19 protein-coding genes are annotated in these 17,519 nt (G+C 42.7%); 15 read left to right on the forward strand and 4 right to left on the reverse strand.

The annotated features are described in order from the left end of the window. The first annotated feature begins 4 nt into the window (after positions 1-4). The 8 genes from R7E42_RS12425 to R7E42_RS12460 all read left to right on the forward strand — a co-directional run bounded on the left by R7E42_RS12425 (position 5) and on the right by R7E42_RS12460 (position 6,345). On the forward strand, positions 5-1,678 hold the full coding sequence (locus R7E42_RS12425; RefSeq protein ID WP_025768319.1) for a methyl-accepting chemotaxis protein: 1,674 nt from the start codon (positions 5-7) through the stop codon (positions 1,676-1,678). A gap of 114 nt (positions 1,679-1,792) precedes the next feature. Continuing rightward, on the forward strand, positions 1,793-2,467 hold the full coding sequence (radC, locus tag R7E42_RS12430; protein WP_031780918.1) for a RadC family protein: 675 nt from the start codon (positions 1,793-1,795) through the stop codon (positions 2,465-2,467). 302 nt (positions 2,468-2,769) lie between these two features. Further along, positions 2,770-3,006, forward strand: a complete 237-nt coding sequence (rpmB, locus tag R7E42_RS12435) for a 50S ribosomal protein L28 (protein WP_005384783.1) — start codon at positions 2,770-2,772, stop codon at positions 3,004-3,006. A 13-nt stretch (positions 3,007-3,019) separates the two neighbouring features. After that, positions 3,020-3,190 carry a 50S ribosomal protein L33 gene (gene rpmG, locus R7E42_RS12440; protein ID WP_004410866.1) on the forward strand — a complete coding sequence of 57 codons (171 nt, stop codon included), beginning with the start codon at positions 3,020-3,022 and terminating at the stop codon, positions 3,188-3,190. Positions 3,191-3,465: 275 nt separating this feature from the next. Next, a complete protein-coding gene (locus R7E42_RS12445; RefSeq protein ID WP_175413422.1) occupies positions 3,466-3,942 on the forward strand; it encodes a hypothetical protein in 477 nt (158 codons plus the stop codon). Positions 3,943-4,044: 102 nt separating this feature from the next. Beyond that, positions 4,045-4,854 carry a bifunctional DNA-formamidopyrimidine glycosylase/DNA-(apurinic or apyrimidinic site) lyase gene (gene mutM / locus R7E42_RS12450; RefSeq protein ID WP_053349744.1) on the forward strand — a complete coding sequence of 270 codons (810 nt, stop codon included), beginning with the start codon at positions 4,045-4,047 and terminating at the stop codon, positions 4,852-4,854. Between the two features lie 86 nt (positions 4,855-4,940). Then, positions 4,941-5,423: a pantetheine-phosphate adenylyltransferase gene (gene coaD, locus R7E42_RS12455; RefSeq protein ID WP_017820709.1), complete on the forward strand. Its 483-nt coding sequence runs from the start codon at positions 4,941-4,943 to the stop codon at positions 5,421-5,423. Then, positions 5,410-6,345 carry a glycosyl transferase family 90 gene (locus R7E42_RS12460; protein WP_053303391.1) on the forward strand — a complete coding sequence of 312 codons (936 nt, stop codon included), beginning with the start codon at positions 5,410-5,412 and terminating at the stop codon, positions 6,343-6,345. Before coaD ends, R7E42_RS12460 begins: the two co-directional genes overlap by 14 nt. A 30-nt stretch (positions 6,346-6,375) precedes the next feature. On the opposite strand, the gene R7E42_RS12465 is transcribed toward R7E42_RS12460, so the two are convergent. Genes R7E42_RS12465 through R7E42_RS12475 form a run of 3 tightly spaced genes read right to left on the reverse strand, consistent with a single transcriptional unit; the run spans position 6,376 to position 9,019 of the window. Beyond that, positions 6,376-7,164, reverse strand: coding sequence for a glycosyltransferase family 2 protein (locus R7E42_RS12465; RefSeq protein ID WP_137281652.1), 789 nt, complete (start codon positions 7,162-7,164; stop codon positions 6,376-6,378). Next, complete coding sequence (locus tag R7E42_RS12470) at positions 7,161-7,928, reverse strand: glycosyltransferase family 2 protein (protein WP_047103887.1); 768 nt, start codon at positions 7,926-7,928, stop codon at positions 7,161-7,163. The genes R7E42_RS12465 and R7E42_RS12470 overlap by 4 nt, the downstream gene beginning before the upstream one ends. 35 nt (positions 7,929-7,963) lie before the next feature. Beyond that, the gene (locus tag R7E42_RS12475; protein WP_005384789.1) at positions 7,964-9,019 is read right to left on the reverse strand and encodes a glycosyltransferase family 9 protein; all 1,056 of its coding nucleotides are present in this window, start codon (positions 9,017-9,019) and stop codon (positions 7,964-7,966) included. A 107-nt stretch (positions 9,020-9,126) separates the two neighbouring features. On the opposite strand from R7E42_RS12475, the gene R7E42_RS12480 reads away from it, so the two are divergent. The 7 genes from R7E42_RS12480 to pseI all read left to right on the forward strand — a co-directional run bounded on the left by R7E42_RS12480 (position 9,127) and on the right by pseI (position 15,836). After that, positions 9,127-9,534 (forward strand): diacylglycerol kinase, encoded by a 408-nt coding sequence (locus tag R7E42_RS12480; RefSeq protein ID WP_005395798.1) that lies wholly within the window; start codon positions 9,127-9,129, stop codon positions 9,532-9,534. A gap of 11 nt (positions 9,535-9,545) precedes the next feature. After that, positions 9,546-10,253, forward strand: coding sequence for a 3-deoxy-D-manno-octulosonic acid kinase (locus R7E42_RS12485; RefSeq protein ID WP_318072711.1), 708 nt, complete (start codon positions 9,546-9,548; stop codon positions 10,251-10,253). A gap of 133 nt (positions 10,254-10,386) precedes the next feature. Then, a complete protein-coding gene (pseB, locus tag R7E42_RS12490) occupies positions 10,387-11,400 on the forward strand; it encodes a UDP-N-acetylglucosamine 4,6-dehydratase (inverting) (protein WP_065275027.1) in 1,014 nt (337 codons plus the stop codon). Further along, positions 11,397-12,572 (forward strand): UDP-4-amino-4,6-dideoxy-N-acetyl-beta-L-altrosamine transaminase, encoded by a 1,176-nt coding sequence (pseC, locus tag R7E42_RS12495; RefSeq protein WP_318072712.1) that lies wholly within the window; start codon positions 11,397-11,399, stop codon positions 12,570-12,572. The genes pseB and pseC overlap by 4 nt, the downstream gene beginning before the upstream one ends. Continuing rightward, a complete protein-coding gene (pseF, locus tag R7E42_RS12500; RefSeq protein WP_065275029.1) occupies positions 12,572-13,264 on the forward strand; it encodes a pseudaminic acid cytidylyltransferase in 693 nt (230 codons plus the stop codon). The genes pseC and pseF overlap by 1 nt, the downstream gene beginning before the upstream one ends. Before the next feature lie 15 nt (positions 13,265-13,279). Next, entirely contained in the window at positions 13,280-14,782 is a 1,503-nt protein-coding gene (pseG, locus tag R7E42_RS12505; RefSeq protein WP_318072713.1) for a UDP-2,4-diacetamido-2,4,6-trideoxy-beta-L-altropyranose hydrolase, read from the forward strand. A 7-nt stretch (positions 14,783-14,789) separates the two neighbouring features. Beyond that, positions 14,790-15,836, forward strand: coding sequence for a pseudaminic acid synthase (pseI, locus tag R7E42_RS12510; protein ID WP_065275031.1), 1,047 nt, complete (start codon positions 14,790-14,792; stop codon positions 15,834-15,836). Positions 15,837-16,064: 228 nt separating this feature from the next. On the opposite strand, the gene R7E42_RS12515 is transcribed toward pseI, so the two are convergent. Beyond that, a complete protein-coding gene (locus R7E42_RS12515; protein WP_065275032.1) occupies positions 16,065-17,489 on the reverse strand; it encodes a hypothetical protein in 1,425 nt (474 codons plus the stop codon). Positions 17,490-17,519: the final 30 nt, after the last annotated feature.

Consider the following 17,519-nt stretch of genomic DNA (forward strand, 5'->3'; position numbering starts at 1 on the left):
AACCATGGTGTTGAAAAGTCGAAACAAATTGCTGCTGATAACCCTAATTCCCCTGCTGTTGATCACTACGTTGATCTCAGTGGTGTATTACATCAACAGCAGTAAAAGTTTGGAAGCGGAGTTAGCAAGAGACAGGCAAGAGCTCATCGAAACGAAAAAGAAAGAGTTACAAGCCTATATGATGATGGGCGTGACGGCGATAAAACCGTTATACGACGCGGATGTAAATGGAAGTAATAAAGAGGCAGCAAAAGAAATTCTGAAAGCCATGCGCTTTGAAAGCGATGGTTACTTTTTTGCCTACGACTCTCAAGGTGTGAATACGTTGCACGCCATCAAACCTGCATTAGAGGGTAAAAACCTTTACGACTTAAAAGATGAAAATGGGGTCGCAGTTATTGCGGGCTTGATTGACGCTTCTCAAAAAGGGGATGGGTTCCTCTATTTCTCGTGGCACAAACCGACCATTGACGCACAAGCGCCTAAGTTGGGCTATGCAGAATATCTATCGAAATGGGACTGGGTTTTAGGTACTGGCGTTTATATTGATGACATCGACCAGCAAGTTGCGATGCACAGAGAGTTAAAGACTCAAGAGCTAAAAGAGCATACGTTATCTGCCGTGTTGATTTCCGCTATTGGATTGATCATTACCAGTGTTCTCACCAGTATCGTGGTGTCTAAAGGTATTCAGCCATTACAACATGTCGCGGCTTCATTAAAAGATGTTGCCGCAGGCGGCGGTGACTTAACGGCTCGTTTAAAAGTCGAAAGTCAGGATGAAGTCGGTGAAGTGGCGGCCGCGTTTAATGATTTTATGGATAAGCTGCACCCACTGATGCAGGACATTCATCGCTCTGCGACGACAGTACAGACCGTTTCCCAAAGCCTGAACACTCAGACCAGCCAAGCGAGCGGTCAAATGCAGGATCACTGTTTAGAGACGGACAAAGTCGTGACGGCAGTGACGCAAATGAGCATGACTGCCAAAGAAGTAGCCAGCAATACTAATGCGACCGCGCAGGCAATTGACGATGCCAACAGTCAAGTCACCGCTGCTCAGCATGAGGTCGAGCAAGCAATAGAAGGCATTACCGAACTCGTGACGGAGATAGACAGCACGTCAGATGCAATTTCTGAGTTGAGTTTACAGACTGAAAAAATAACCAAAGTGCTGGATGTGATTGGCGAGATAGCCGAGCAAACGAATTTGTTGGCCCTAAATGCGGCGATTGAAGCGGCTAGAGCCGGTGAGCAAGGTCGAGGGTTTGCCGTCGTTGCGGATGAAGTGCGCTCGTTAGCCAGTCGTACACAAAATAGTACTCATGAAATTGGTGACATGCTTAAGCAGCTACAAAATGGTGTATCAAGAGCGGTCAGTACGATGTCGGTGAGCCAAAAAAGAGGTGTCAAAACGGCGGAAGAATCGGCGCTCATTCAGCAATCTCTTTCTGGTGTTCATAATTCTATCGGTACGATTCGAGATATGGGGATTCAAACCGCGTCTGCCGCCGAAGAACAAAGTGCGGTTGCAGAAGACATCAACCAAAACTTAGTGGCTATTCAACAGATCGTGAACAAAATTAATGAGACGTTGCAGCATGCCGAGTCAATCAGCACGCAGCTATCACAGTCTGGAACGGAAATTCACGGCTTGGTTGGCAACTTTAAACTCTGATGAACTGTTAAGTTGCATGGAAAGCACTGATGGTACGAAGAAAGCGAAAGTCATACTCGACTTTCGCTTTTTGTTTTGTGGAATAGGGACACTTTCCATATAAAGAGACATCAGATGATACTGAAAGCTTTGCCAAATGAGTCCATGCCCAGAGAGAAGCTACTGCAACGAGGGCCGCAAGCTTTGACCGATGCTGAGCTACTGGCCATCTTCTTGCGCACAGGCACCCGCGGAATGAACGTGATTGAGCTTGCAGACTTCCTTATTCAAGACTTTGGTTCGCTCAGACAACTATTTTCAGCATCAGAAGAAGAGTTTTGTCGTCACAAAGGATTGGGGCAAGCCAAGTATGTTCAGTTGCAAGCGGTACTAGAAATGACACAACGTTACTTGGCGGAGACGCTAAAGCGTGGTGATGCCTTAACCAGCCCCGACCAAACTAAGTTATATCTGTCTTCTATTTTAAGGGATCGGCAAAGAGAGGCTTTTTATATTCTTTTTCTCGATAACCAGCACCGAGTGATAAAAGATGAAATTTTATTTGAAGGAACGTTGGATGCCGCGTCGGTGTATCCGAGAGAAGTTGTTAAGCGTGCTCTGCATCATAACGCGGCGGCTTTGATTTTGGCGCACAATCATCCTTCAGGCGTTGCTGAGCCGAGCCAAGCTGACAGAAGGATTACAAGGCGTCTCACCGACGCATTAGCATTGGTGGATATTCGTATTTTGGACCATTTCGTCATCGGAGATGGGGAAAGTGTCTCTTTTGCTGAAAGAGGCTGGATGTAACTGTGCGTTTTTTAGGTTGTTAGTTGCTAAAAATCTGCTATCATCCACGCCACTAAATTTTTAACTGAATTCAGCTTGGACTGCTAAAAAAATCTGCTGTCTAAAAAAAGATCACGAAAACCTGTAAAAAGGATCTGTTCGGGTCTTGAGCAATGCATATCAAGTTAGTATAATGCGCGACCTTTGATAGCCTTGTATGGATTTTCCATAGCGGTTCTTAACCTCTAACTTCTTTTCGAGAGATAGAGAGGTTCGGCCACCAAGGTTGATATCGAGCTGAAACGATTTTGGAGAAGACATTCATGTCACGAGTATGCCAAGTAACTGGTAAGCGTCCAGTAACGGGTAACAACCGTTCACACGCACGAAATGCTACTAAGCGTCGTTTTCTGCCGAACCTACAAACTCATCGTTTCTGGGTAGAGAGCGAAAAACGTTTTGTTAAACTACGTCTATCTGCTAAAGGTATGCGCATCATCGACAAGAAAGGTATTGATACTGTTCTTGCAGACATGCGTGCACGTGGCGAAAACGTTTAAGAGGAAATAAGCAATGGCAAAGAAAGGCGTTCGTGAGAAAATCCGTCTAGTATCTTCTGCAGGTACAGGCCACTTCTACACAACTGATAAGAACAAGCGTAACATGCCAGGCAAATTTGAGATCAAAAAGTTTGATCCAGTAGTTCGCCAGCACGTTATGTACAAAGAAGCAAAAATCAAATAATTGGTTTCAGTCTCTTTGATGAATTGAAAAACCCAACTTTCGAGTTGGGTTTTTTATTACCTGAATAAAAATGCTGAAGAAAAGTGTTCAGTACGTCATCGGATTATAAAGTACTGCTAACGTCATTTTATTGGTCCGACTCTATACTCGAATTTTTAATTTATCGTCCTATACCGCTTGGTCACCGCTTCTCTACACACTTGCACACCGTTGTTCTAGTCAAGCTCAATACTCTTTGGTAATTTACTCATAACGATAAGAGAGTAGAGATGGTTATGCGTGTGAGTCCGGCTCGTCGCCGCCGATGGAACAATATTCTTATTTTGGGCATTATCGCGTTTATAGTGATCCTAAATGCGCCGATGTGGATCAAAACTTACCTATTAACAGACCAAGCAGACCCTTACCCAAATGTACTTCGCTCCGACTATACGGTGGAGTCTTTGTACTATAGTGGCTGGGAGTTCGAGCTGCATGATGGACGGTGGCAATCCAACATCAAAGTCGATGCACCGATCAGTGAGCTTGTATCACGCTGGCAGTCATTGGAAGGGACCGAGCTCACCTCGGAACAGTTCGATCACTTAAAACCTAACCTGACGGTACCTGAAACGGTAGAAGTCTGGTATCAGGATATCGAAGAGCCGCAGCGGGTGACTTTCTTTCGTTTATCTGATTTTTGGCTATTTAAAACCTGGCAAGACAAATGGGTCGCTATCTCCGTCGATGAAAACTACCTTATGCCAGAGTAGAGTCTTTTTGCGCCTATACCCCTAATAAGCTTCCCTATTTATCGTTTTTCTTTTCGATTATGCTAGCAGCGAGAACTATTAGCCGGTGAATTGGAGAATCTAATGCCTGAGTTGCCAGAAGTTGAAGTCAGCCGTATGGGGATTAGCCCCCACATGGTTGGACAAACGATCCAGTCGTTTACTTTTCGAACGCCTAAATTGCGCTGGGATATTCCTACAGAGCTTAAAAAATTGGAAGGGCAGGTGATCCGTGCGATTAGCCGTCGTGCGAAATACTTACTGATCGAGACAAACACAGGTACAGCCATTGTTCACTTGGGCATGTCTGGGTCTTTACGTGTCCTAGATGCTGACTTTCCGCCAGCAAAGCACGATCATGTGGATCTCAAACTAAGCAGTGGAAAAATACTGCGTTATAACGATCCGCGTCGTTTTGGGGCATGGCTGTGGTGTGCTCCTGGCGAGTCACATGCTGTGCTAGCAAACATGGGGCCTGAGCCTTTAACTGAAGAGTTCAATGCGGAATATGTAGCGGAGAAAGCTAAAAATAAGCGTGTCGCCGTCAAGCAGTTCATCATGGACAACAAAGTCGTGGTTGGTGTCGGAAATATCTACGCGAATGAGTCGTTGTTTAAATCTCGAATTCACCCTTCAAGGCCCGCAGGTAAGTTGACTTCTCAAGAGTGGGGGTTACTTGTTGAAAATATCAAAATGACACTTGAGATTGCCATTACGCAAGGTGGGACTACGCTGAAAGATTTTGCGCAAGCCGATGGAAAGCCGGGTTACTTTGCACAAGAGTTATTGGTTTACGGAAAAGCCGGAGAGCCATGCCCAGAGTGCGGCGAACGACTTCAAGAGCTAAAGATTGGCCAACGTAATACCTTCTTTTGTAGTGAGTGTCAGAAGTAAGTCGAGCTATTATCGAGCTTAAGTTGTTGTAATCTTGCGTTCGAGCCTCAATAATTCAATCAGTTTCGAATAACTTAGTAAATTATATGAAAGTCATTTATCCGGGCACTTTTGATCCAGTGACTAATGGTCACCTCAATCTAATAGAACGTACTCACGAAATGTTTGATGAGGTTGTGATTGGCGTAGCCGCAAGCCCATCGAAGAACACTATGTTTTCATTGGAAGAGCGCGTTGCACTGATGCAGGACGTTGTAGCGCATTTACCTGGTGTGACGGTAAAGGGGTTCTCCGGGTTATTAGTGGATTTCGCGAGAAATGAGAAAGCTAAGGTTCTTATTCGTGGTTTACGAACAACGGTAGACTTTGAATACGAGTTTGGACTGACCAACATGTACCGAAAGCTATTACCAGGAATCGAGAGCGTATTTTTAACTCCTGAAGAAGAGTTTGCGTTTTTATCGTCGACTATCGTGAGAGAAGTAGCGATTCATGGCGGAAGTATCGAACAATTCGTTCCCAAGCCAGTAGCCATCGCGATTGGGGAAAAACTCAATGAAAGACAGTAAGTTCCCTTATTATTTCTCAAACGCTCTCTCGATACTTATCCCTCGCTTTGTATATCGAGCACAAGCCAAGCGTTTACTTTCGAATCTGACCGAAGCAGAGCAGCAACGCTGTATTGAGCGGGTGAACTATTACAATAAGTGTGAAACGCCGTTTTCAGTTGATAGCCGAGAACAAAGTTACTCGACCATCGATACATTCAAAAAAACGAAAGGCTGGACGTATTTTTTCGATCTTCGCCAAGTTGTACGCTATTTCCCTTCCAGTTTTGCGTTTAACTACATCAACGGCGATGTTACACACATCCCCAATGTACCGAGCTTTATAAAAAGCCGCCCTATTTTTGGTAACAACCAAAATTCAGTGGTGTTGAAACTTAATCAAGTTCGTCATTTTAAATTTATTGATGATCCTGTTCGCTATCAAGATAAAAAGGACATGGTAGCGTGGCGCGGTGTGGGTTTTCAGCCGCATCGTAAAAAGGTGATTCATGCGTTTTACAACCATCCGCAATGCAATATTGGCCAGACCCGCCCGGTAGAAGGGAAACCATGGGAAAAGGGCTTTATGAGTATTGAAGAGCAACTGCAGTATAAGTTTTTGCTCTGTATAGAAGGCAATGATGTGGCCACCAACCTTAAGTGGGCTATGTCGTCTAACTCCTTGGTTATTATGTCAAAGCCAAAATATGAGACTTGGTTTATGGAAGGTAAGTTAGAGGCAGGCGTCCACTATGTTGAAGTGAAGGATGACTATTCGGATTTACCCGAAAAGATGGATTATTACCTAGCGAATGAGCAAGAAGCATTAGCGATCATTGAAAATGCGCACCAGTGGGTTGAGCAGTTCAAAGATAAACGTAAAGAGCGTTTGATCTCATTGATGGTTGCCGATAAGTACTTCGCTTTATCTCAGCAACAATAAAAAAGGGGCGAAACGCCCCTTTTTATAATCTTAAGCTTCTAGAAATTGATCAACACCATTCTTACAGCGTTTAAGCTTGTTTTTAATGGTGTTTTCTAAAATCTCGTCATTTTGTCCGAGTGACGCACGAGAGTTTTCTACGTGGTACAAGTGGTAGCCTACACCTGCGAATTTTAGGTAAAGACGTGACTTACCCGCATTCAACATGCGATGAACAAACTCGCTGTCTTCGCGTCCCCATCCAACAAAATCTTGGTTGAAGCCATTCACCTCGATGACATCTTGTCGCCAAAACGCCATGTTGCAGCCGCGAGTGGCTTTATCGTTATTACGCTCGTAAGAGAACCATTTCGATAGCAAGGCGTTGGTGATGCAGTTTTTACGATTGCGAATGCCTTTGCTGAAAATGGAAGGCACTAAGCCGTTTTCCATGATGGCCTTGCTGCAGCTTTCATCCGTTAACACACGTCCACCCTGCACAAACCAATTTGGTTTTGCGACTTGCTTATGTGATTCAATAAACGTTTGGGACAGCACCATGTCGCCATCAATCATGATGAGGTAGTCACCTGATGCTTTGGCGATCGCACGGTTGCGGCTCATTGAAAGCTGAAAGCCATTATCCTCGTGCCAACTATGAATCAGTGGAACCGGAAAACCTTCACGCATTTGGTCAACCATTGCTTTGGTGTCTTCTCGAGAGCCATCATCTGCAACAATGACTTCGTCAGGCAAAACGGTTTGACGTTTCACGCTTTCTAACACCGCTTTTAATGCTTCTTTCCAGTTGTAAGTGGTGATAATTAAAGTCGTTTTCATGATTTTCTTGCCTGTTCACGTAAGTAGAGATCGATGTATTTTACAAAAGTAGAGTGCATGCTTAGCCAAGCTAGAATGAAGCCATGTTTGCCATCAAGGAAACCTCGTTTGAGCACATACATCTTCAAAAAGCTCGCAAGAGCGTGAACGATAGCGGTCGTTAACCCCGCTTTCTTTTTACCTTCCCGTTCATCTGTCCAGGCCTTGAGGTAGCCAGTGGTTTTATTGATGTAATGATGCAGGTGCTCGTAAGTGTAGTGATGCAGTCGACCATCCAGTTTTTCAGTTTGATAGTTTTTCTCATCAACTTTTTCATGAACGAGCGAATCATTATATTGTGTATATTCGGTGCGATATAAGCGCACAATCCAGTCTGGAGACCAACCAGAATGGTAGATGAACTTACCAAACGCTGAGCTTAGTCGATTAAGTTTGTATAAAACGTTCGGCTTATTGGCTGATACCGCGTGTAAGATACTTTCTTTTAGCTCTGGAGTGACTTGTTCGTCCGCATCAAGCCACAAAACGTAGTCTGCCGTAACGTATTGCTGCGCCAGTTGGCGCTGTTTACCGAATCCTGGCCAATCTAGATTGGTGTAAAACTTATCTGTGTATTGTCGGGCGATTTCTTCGGTGCGATCGGTGCTGCCCGAGTCTAGAAGGACAATCTCATCGACCCAATCTTTTACTGTGTCTAGACAAGCTTGTAAGTGCTTCTCTTCATTTTTTACAATTAAGGCAACGGCTAAGGTTGGTTTGGACAAGGTCATTTCCTTCTTAACAAATCAAGACAGTAAGTTTACTGGTATTGAGGATACAAATCTTCTAAGACTTGATCGAACATGCTCATTACTTGAGTGCTGGTAATGCGGTTCATTGCCGTTTCATCTTTAGCGCGAGTTCGCCAGCTTAACTCGTGACTGTTTTTACCTGTTTCCGCAAAGATCGTTTCTTCATACACTGAGACAACGTATTTTAGGTAGCGGTAAGGTCCCACTCGCAGCGGATTATGGTGTGCATAGAGCCCGATGATTGGCGTTTTCATGGCATTCGCCATGTGTGCTGGTCCGGTATCGGGGGCGATGACCATTTCAACCTTATCTATTAACGCAAGCATTTGCAGAATTGAACTTTGTCCAACTAAATTTAGACACGGTTCTTCCAAGCGAGATTGAATGGCTTCTGCCAGATCCAATTCTACCTGAGCAGGGCTGCCTGCCAGAATCACGTTCCAGCCTTTTGCTCTGGCGTGATGAATCACATCCACATAACCTTCCGCGTTCCAGTTTTTATAAGCTTTGCTCGCACCAGGCACAATCAGCAGGTTAGGTTTACTACGAGAAATATGAGACTCTGCCCAAGCTTGGTCGTGGTCTGAATAAGAAAGTACCCAGTCTAGTCCTGCCTTTGGTACCCCAATTTGATGGGCAAAGGCCATTAAGCCATCTGCGACATGCAGAGATTGCGGGGAAGGCACTTTGACATTGGTAAATAGTGTTTGAAAGTCCTGGCTTCTATCAGAAGAGAAACCAAGTTTGTATTTTGCTTTAATGCCCAACGTTGCGACACTCGCTCGAATCGCGTACTGCATATGCAATAGCGCATCAAACTCTCTGCCTTTCAGCTGTCGCCAAAGTGATTTGTAGCCATCAAGTCCCGCTTTTTTATCAAAAACAATCACTTCTACACCATCGATGGCGGCTAATAACTGGGCTTCAAGTTTACCCGTTATCCAGGTAATCTGGGTCGAAGGCCAGTGTTTCTGAATAGCTTGAATGGTGGCGATAGTATTGCAAACGTCTCCGATAGCGGACAAGCGCAAGACGCATAGTGACGATGGGGCAGAAGTGAACATAATTATTGTCTGATTCGATGAATAGAGGCAGGTAAATTATGCAGACATCCCCAATAAATGTAAAATACACGGCTCGAATATAGCTAAGTACTGATAAGTGTTCTGCAATGTCAAAGACAACACCACATCAATCGCAAGAATCTGGCAAGCCGGGTAACACCGGGCTAAAGCGTATCGTTAAAGCGACGGGTTATTCGATCCAAGGATTAAAAGCGGCTTTTAAGCATGAAGCTGCCATTCGACAAGAGTTGGCTCTGTTGAGTATCGCCGTGATTTTGGCTTGGCTAGTGGATGTCGGCATGGTTGAGCGTATCTTAATGATCGGGGTCGTGGTATTAGTCTTGATTGTAGAGCTTGTAAACTCAGCGATTGAGGCAGTGGTTGATCGTATCGGTATTGAACGGCATGAACTCAGTGGTCGAGCTAAAGATATAGGCTCTGCTGCCGTTATGGTTGCTTTGGCGTTTGCTGCATTTACTTGGTTGTATATATTAGCCAGCCGGTATTTAGGCTAGAGGGTGAGCGTATGATTCAACAGTATAAAAACAACAACCAAGTGATCTGGTTTGATGACGAGATCATTACAGACCCTAGCCAACCGATATTTTATGAGGAATACTGGCAGTCCTCCGACAAGGTGGTTGGCAGTGCGACGGGGCGAGGCACGACATGGTTTATCCAACTAGAGAACATGCAAGCGGCACTACGTCATTACCGTCGTGGCGGTTTGTTTGGGAAGTTAGTTAACGATCATTATTGGTTCTCTGGCTGGGATAACACCCGTTGTGCGCAAGAGTTTCAGCTTTTGTTGGCGCTAATTGAGGCTGGGGTGCACGTTCCTCGTCCTATTGCAGCAAGAGCCGTAAAGTCAGGACTCTTCTATCAAGCTGATTTATTAAGTGAGCGAATCCCAAACGCCAGAGATCTGGTTAGTATCTTGCAAGAACAGTCTTTATCGGTAGAAATGTATCAGAAAATAGGGCAAGAAATTGCCAAGATGCATCAGGTTGGCGTTAACCATACCGATTTGAATATCCACAATATCTTGATCGACGACAAAGATAAGGTATGGATTATCGATTTTGATAAGTGTCGTTTTGAAACTTCTGGTGACTGGAAGCAACAAAACTTAGATAGATTAAAGCGCTCTTTTGAGAAAGAATTAAAAAGTAAGAATATTATTTGGTCTAAAACGGACTTTGATGAACTCGTAAGTGCCGTTGTGAATTTTTAGGATATGTAAAGTGAGGACATTGCTAAGAGTTTATACCTAGTGCAACACATTTGTCTAAGTGCTAAAATATCGCAATTAGCATTCTAAATTATTTGAGGTACAGGTTTCGAACCTGAACAAGAAAGAGCATATTATGTTGAATTCAAAAACAGTCTTAATTACAGGTGGCACCGGTTCGTTCGGTAAACAGTTCATTAAAACCATTCTTGGACGCTATCCAGAAGTTAAAAAAATCATCATTTTCTCTCGTGATGAACTAAAACAGTTTGAGCTGAAACAAAAGTATCCTGCAAAAGACTTTCCTCAACTTCGCTTCTTCATTGGCGATGTGCGTGACCAAAATCGTATGATTCAAGCTTGTGAAGGCGTTGATGTCATCATCCATGCCGCGGCGATAAAGCAAGTTGATACTGCAGAATATAACCCAACTGAGTGTATACGAACTAATATTACGGGCGCAGAGAACGTTATTAATGCGGCGTTACATTGCGGTGTAAAAGATGTTGTAGCTCTTTCCACAGACAAAGCGTGCGCTCCCATAAACCTTTATGGTGCAACGAAACTGGCGTCTGATAAGTTGTTCACTGCTGCCAATAACATCAAAGGCTCTAAAGATATCCGTTTCAGCGTTGTACGTTATGGTAATGTCATGGGCTCTCGTGGTTCAGTGATCCCATTCTTTTTGAGCAAACGCGAAGAAGGTATTCTACCAATCACTCATGAAGATATGACGCGTTTCAATATCTCATTGCAAGATGGTGTGAACATGGTGATGTACGCTCTGGAAAATCACTTAGGTGGTGAGATTTTTGTACCGAAAATCCCATCTTACAAAATCTTAGATATCGCTGAAGCTATTGCTCCTGAGTGTGAAACTAAAGTTGTAGGTATTCGCCCAGGTGAAAAGCTCCATGAAGAGATGATCACCGATACTGATTCGCTAAATACGATCGACCTTGGCAAATACTACGCAATTCTTCCTTCTGTTTCGTTCACCTATACAGAACAAGAATACCTCGAACACCACAAAGCGAAAAAAGTACCGTTTGGTTTCAAATACAATTCAGGTACGAATACAGAGTGGGAAAGTATTGAAGGCCTACGTGAGCTAATCAAAGAGCACGTTGATCCAAACTTTACAGTGTGAGAATAGTAGTGATTCCTTACGGTAAGCAAGATATTAACCAGCAAGACATTGACAGTGTTATTGACGTTTTGAAGTCGGATTTTCTGACGCAGGGCCCCCAAGTTCCTGCATTTGAGCAAGCACTTATCGATCATACAGGTGCAAGCTATGCCCTGGCTGTAAATAGCGCTACATCAGCATTACACATTGCTTGTCTTGCGCTGGGACTAGGTGAGGGGGATTGGCTTTGGACGTCGCCTATTACCTTCGTCGCGTCAGCAAACTGCGGTTTATACTGTGGTGCACAAGTCGACTTCGTAGATATTGACCCTGATACTTACAATATGTGTCCAAAACGCCTTGAGGAAAAGTTAATCAAAGCGAAAGCAGAAGGTCAGCTTCCGAAAGTTGTTGTGCCGGTGCACTTATGTGGTCAACCATGCGATATGGTGGCGATCGCCAAACTGGCGAAAGAGTACGACTTCAAAGTCATTGAAGATGCTTCACATGCAATTGGCGGCAAATATCAAGGCTTGCCGATAGGGAATTGCGAATACTCGGATATCACTGTCTTTAGCTTCCATCCCGTTAAAATTGTTACGACGGCTGAAGGTGGCGCAGCAGTGACCAACCAAAAGGCGTTGTCTGACAAGATGACTTTGCTTCGAAGTCACGGTATTACTCGTGACCCTGAGCAAATGGAGGGTGAAAGCCATGGTGGTTGGTATTATCAACAGGTTGATTTAGGTTTTAACTACCGTATGACCGAGCTTCAGGCGGCACTGGGTGTATCTCAGATGCATCGTTTAGACGCTTTTATTACCGCTCGTCATCACCTTGCATATCGTTACAATCAGCTATTGAAGTCTTTACCAGTGGTATTGCCATATCAATTGGAGAATACCTACTCGGGCCTTCACCTTTATGTAATTCGTTTGCGGTTGGACAAGATCTCTTTGACACACAAAGAGGTATTTGACGCACTGAGAGGCAAAGGTATCGGAGTCAACCTGCACTACATTCCAGTCCATACTCAACCTTACTATGAAAAAATGGGCTTCAGTGAAGGTGATTTCCCAGAATCTGAACGCTATTACCGTGAAGCTATTTCTCTTCCTATGTTCCACGCGATGAGTGAAGAGCAGCAGGATACTGTCGTTCAAGTTCTCACTGAAATATTGCAGGGGCGCTAATGAAAGTCGCGATTATTCCAGCTCGTGGTGGTAGTAAGCGCATACCAAGAAAAAATATCAAAGCATTTCATGGTAAACCTATGATTGCCTACTCTATTGAAGCAGCCATTGCCTCTGGCTGCTTTGATAAAGTGATAGTTTCGACCGACGATACAGAAATTGCAGCCGTTGCCGAGGCTCATGGTGCGCATGTTCCATTTCTCCGTCCAGCAGATATCTCCGATGACTATGCTACAACAATGGATGTCATGGCTCATGCTATCCATTGGTGTCAAGATGAAGGTTGGGATATTGACGCTGTATGTTGTTTATATGCAACGGCTCCATTTGTATTGCCGAAGGATTTACAACAAGGCTATGCACTTTTGCAAGGCGAAGGTGTGCAATTTGCTTTTAGTGCTACTTCATTTCCATTCCCAATTCAACGCGCGATTAAACTTGATTCAGACGGCTCTGTTTCGATGTTTTCCCCTGAAAATGAACAGGTAAGGTCTCAAGACCTCGAAGAGGCTTATCACGATGCAGGACAGTTTTATTGGGGGAAAACCAGAGCATTTTTAGAAAAGTACTCTATTTTTTCTCCTCATTCGAAAGCGGTACTTTTACCTCGTAATCGAGTTCAAGATATTGATACCCCCGAAGATTGGGAGCTTGCTGAATCTTTATTTTCTGTGCTAAAGCTCACCAATTAACATTTAGGATGAAGTATGAAGGTTGTTTTTCGAGTCGATGCATCTTTGTTGGTTGGTAGTGGGCATGTTATGCGTTGTCTCGTCTTGGCTGAAGAGTTTGCGCACAAAGGACATGACGTCGAATTTGCTTGTTCTCCATTAGAAGGAGACATGCGTGCGTTTATTCGTGAACGTGGATTTCAGGTGACAACTCTTGCCAAACCAAGGGAAGTTATAGAACCGCTTCACGATGCCGATTATGCAGCTTGGCTTCAAAAGAGTATATCTGAAGATGTGCAAGATTTCCTAACAGAAATCACTTATGCAGACCTTGTTGTCACTGATCACTATGCAATCGGGATTGAATGGCAAGAGCAAGTTATCGCTTCATTAGATTGTCGAATACTTGCTATTGATGATCTCGGGCGATGCCATAAAGCTGACTTGATCTTGGATCAAACGTTAGGGCGTGATGAAGCTGCTTACTCTGCATCCCAATCTAAGGTCTTAGCGGGCAGTGAGTTTGCTTTATTGAGATCAGATTTCGCGAGCAAGCGAGAATCAGCGCTTTCTAGAGATATTTCTAACAAGCCTCTGAAAGTGCTGGTATCGATGGGCGGGATTGATGCACCTAACGCAACTTTCAAAGTATTAGAATCTTTATGTGGCAAAGTAGAGGCCAAGTTTACTGTATTGTTGTCGCCTAGAGCGCCTCACTTTGACCAAGTTAAAGAGTGGTGTGCATCTAGAGCTGACGTTTCGCATCTCGACTTTGTCTCTGATATGGCAAGTTTAATGCTAGAGCATGGCATCGCTATAGGGGCTCCAGGTACCACAAGTTGGGAAAGAGCTTGTCTTGGGCTACCCAACGTAATCGTTCCTTTAGCAGAGAACCAGCAACTAATCTGTAAGCAGTTAGTAAAGCATTCAGCATCATTAAAAGTTGATATCGAGGATATTCCTAGTCGATTGCTAAGTGAGTTCTTGACAGTTCTGAAGCAGTGGCCCCAATTCAAAGATGCTAATCTTTCCCTTTGCGACGGGCGGGGGGCGCGACGAGTCTCTTATGAGGTTGAGTTGTTACTTGATGAGACGACTGATGGATTATCTCTCAAGCCTGCTTCGCAAGAAGATATCGCATTGATTTATGAATGGCAGTGTCACCCAGAGACGAGAAAGTACGCATTGACTCCTGAGGTCCCTACATGGGTTGAGCACCAAGCTTGGATGTTTAAAAAACTGAAATCAGCCTCTGACTACTTTTACATGATTGTTAGTAGGGATGACGGCAATAAAGTTGGAGCAGTACGCTTAGATAGAACAGAACCTGGACATTATTTGGTATCAATATTTCTTGACCCTAAAAGCTATGGAAAAGGGATTGCGTTTAAAGCTCTAAGTATTGTGGATGCAATTCATCCTGATGTCACTCTACATGCTACGGTATTGAAAGCAAATAGTGCATCTCAACGACTCTTCCAAAAATGTTGCTACCAACAAGTCGACGAAGAAACTTACATTCGACGACCAATCGATTGAGGCAAAAATGAAACCATTTATTACCATTGACGGCCGTAAAGTTGGGCCAGACTTCCCTCCTTATATCATCGCAGAATTATCCGCTAACCATAATGGGGATATTAATCGTGCTTTCCAAATCATGGAAGAAGCGAAGAAGGCGGGTGCAGACGCGATAAAATTACAAACCTATACTCATGAAACTATTACTATGGATTGTGACTCTGAAGAGTTTCAAATTCATGGTGGTTTATGGGATGGGCAGACTTTGTATGAGTTATATAAAGGTGCTCATATGCCATGGGAATGGCATAAGCCGTTATTCGAAAAAGCTCAAGAGTTAGGTATTACTATCTTTAGTTCTCCTTTCGATTTTAGCGCAGTAGAGCTTTTGGAAGAACTCGATGCTCCGGCTTATAAGATTGCTTCGTTTGAAGTGATTGATCTACCTCTTATTAAACGCGTTGCCCAAACAGGCAAGCCAATGATCATTTCAACGGGAATGGCGAATCAAGAAGAGATTGCTGAAGCTATTAAGACAGCAAAAGATAATGGTTGTCAGGAGTTGGTTGTGCTTCATTGTGTCAGTGGTTACCCTGCACCTGCAGACCAATACAATCTAAGAACGATTGCAGATATTGCCGAGCGTTTTGATGTTCTTTCAGGTTTATCTGACCACACTATTGATAACGCGACAGCAGTGACATCTATCGCCCTTGGTGCTTGCTTAATTGAGAAGCATGTAACAATGGATCGCAATGGTGGTGGCGCTGATGATAGCTTCTCACTGGAGCCTCTAGAGTTACAGGCATTGTGTAAAGATACGAAAACAGCGTGGCAAGCTCTTGGTAAGGTTAATTATGAAAGAACTGAAGCGGAAAAAGGTAATGTGAAGTTTCGTCGCTCTCTTTACATTGTGAAAGATATTAAAGAGGGCGAAATATTAACGCCAGAACATGTTCGTAGTATTCGTCCCGGATTTGGTCTAGCACCAAAGTATTATGATGAAGTGATTGGAAAAACTGTAAAAAAGAATATTAGTCGTGGAACTCCAGTCTCTTTTGAACTTATCTAACGGTTATAACTAAGTTCAATCCTCTTTTTATATTCTAATAGCGAGTAAAAAATCACACACTCCTATCTATACTTTAAAAGTAGTGTGTGATTTTTAGAAAGTAGTAATAAATTGAAAGGTAAGACGATTAAAGAGGATTTAAGTGCTTTAATGATGAGTTTTTATTTTCTAGTCTAGACATAAGCAATACCTAGCTGAGCATTGCTTATGTTTGGTTAAAAAGTAGAACTACGATTTTATTGATTTTAAGTAATATTTTGTATATTTACTCTCTATTTTTTGTAGTAGAGACTTCTTCCTTTTTATTTCTTTGCCATTTATATAGCCTTTCTTGTTATTAAACGAATATCCGTGAACCTTGAATCCTGGATTTATCATATGGCTTGCCATTTTTAGGCAACCTAATTTATTATCTATTGGCTCCAAATCGCTTTCTATTAAGGTAATTAGTTCTTTGGTTGATGTTGGGTTGTAAGTTATATTTAAATGTCGATAGAAACAGTTACCTAATAGGATTGATGGTTTGCTCCAGTATGTCGCCTCTACACCAATACTACTACCAAATGTTATAATTGCATCGCAATTATACATTAGATTATAAGTTGAAATTTTACTTTCAGGTGGAATTACAACAAAGTTATCACTTTTTAGTGCCAATAGTTTTTCTAGGTAAGATTTTTGAGTGCCACGAAGATTTGGGTGAATCCTAAGATAGAAAATAATATTATGATCCTTCGCGTAATTAGAAATAAACGTAAGGCCTTCATATTGGTTTTTAAATAATCTGTTTTCTTCCCAGCTTCCTCCAATGGCCATAAATTCATCTTCTGAACTATTGAATATAGCGATCTTCTTTTTTTTTGGATCCCAGTTGTCAGGTAAGAGGTCTTTATTCTGCTGTTTGGTATAAGACTCTTCATTGCTAAATAGTGATTTTGCTCTATTATTGAAGAATTCTATCGCTCTTTGTTCAGTCTTTGCATAGCCCAGATTTTTAAACAAGCTTTCTACTAAATATCCATTATATGCAATATCATGAGGCATTGCATTTTCAAAAATCATTGCATTGTCTTTGCTAAAGTTTAACTCAACAACAGTAACTGGGATATTTTTTATTTTTGCTAAATCAAAAAAACTACGATAAGTATTCAAACGAGAGTTAAATAATACGAACTTATCAAATGAAAAATGTTGTTGTAACTGCACAACAGAATCGGTTAGCTTACAGGCAGTAGACAGATATTTATCTATAATTAATCTAGTTTTTTTATTACTATAGTCAATATCAACACTACGTGTAAGAGATGCATAACTAGATAAGGCTGAGTAGCCCACATTTGTACCTTTATATTTAATAGCTTTTAGTTCTTCAGTGGAATGGTAGTTAAATTTATAACTTCTTAATCCTAAAGTTTCCTCGTGTTTATAGCCACCGATAAGGTGAGACAACGCTTCTCGAGTCCGACGTTTACAAGAACGGCAGGTAGATGGAAGGCCTAGAGGATTGTATAAGCAGCTATCATCGGAACCCGAGCAAGTTAATATCGTAATATCATTACCTTGCTTAATCAGTTCATTAGTATAGCTAAGCGTTATTTCTAGGTTTGGACTATGAGCTCCAATTGGAAGTTGGACTAAGATTTTATTAGTCATTTTGCCTCTCAAATACGATAAAAACTAGAA

The sequence above is a fragment of the Vibrio sp. Vb1337 genome, assembly GCF_033338715.1.
Classification (GTDB): domain Bacteria; phylum Pseudomonadota; class Gammaproteobacteria; order Enterobacterales; family Vibrionaceae; genus Vibrio; species Vibrio alginolyticus.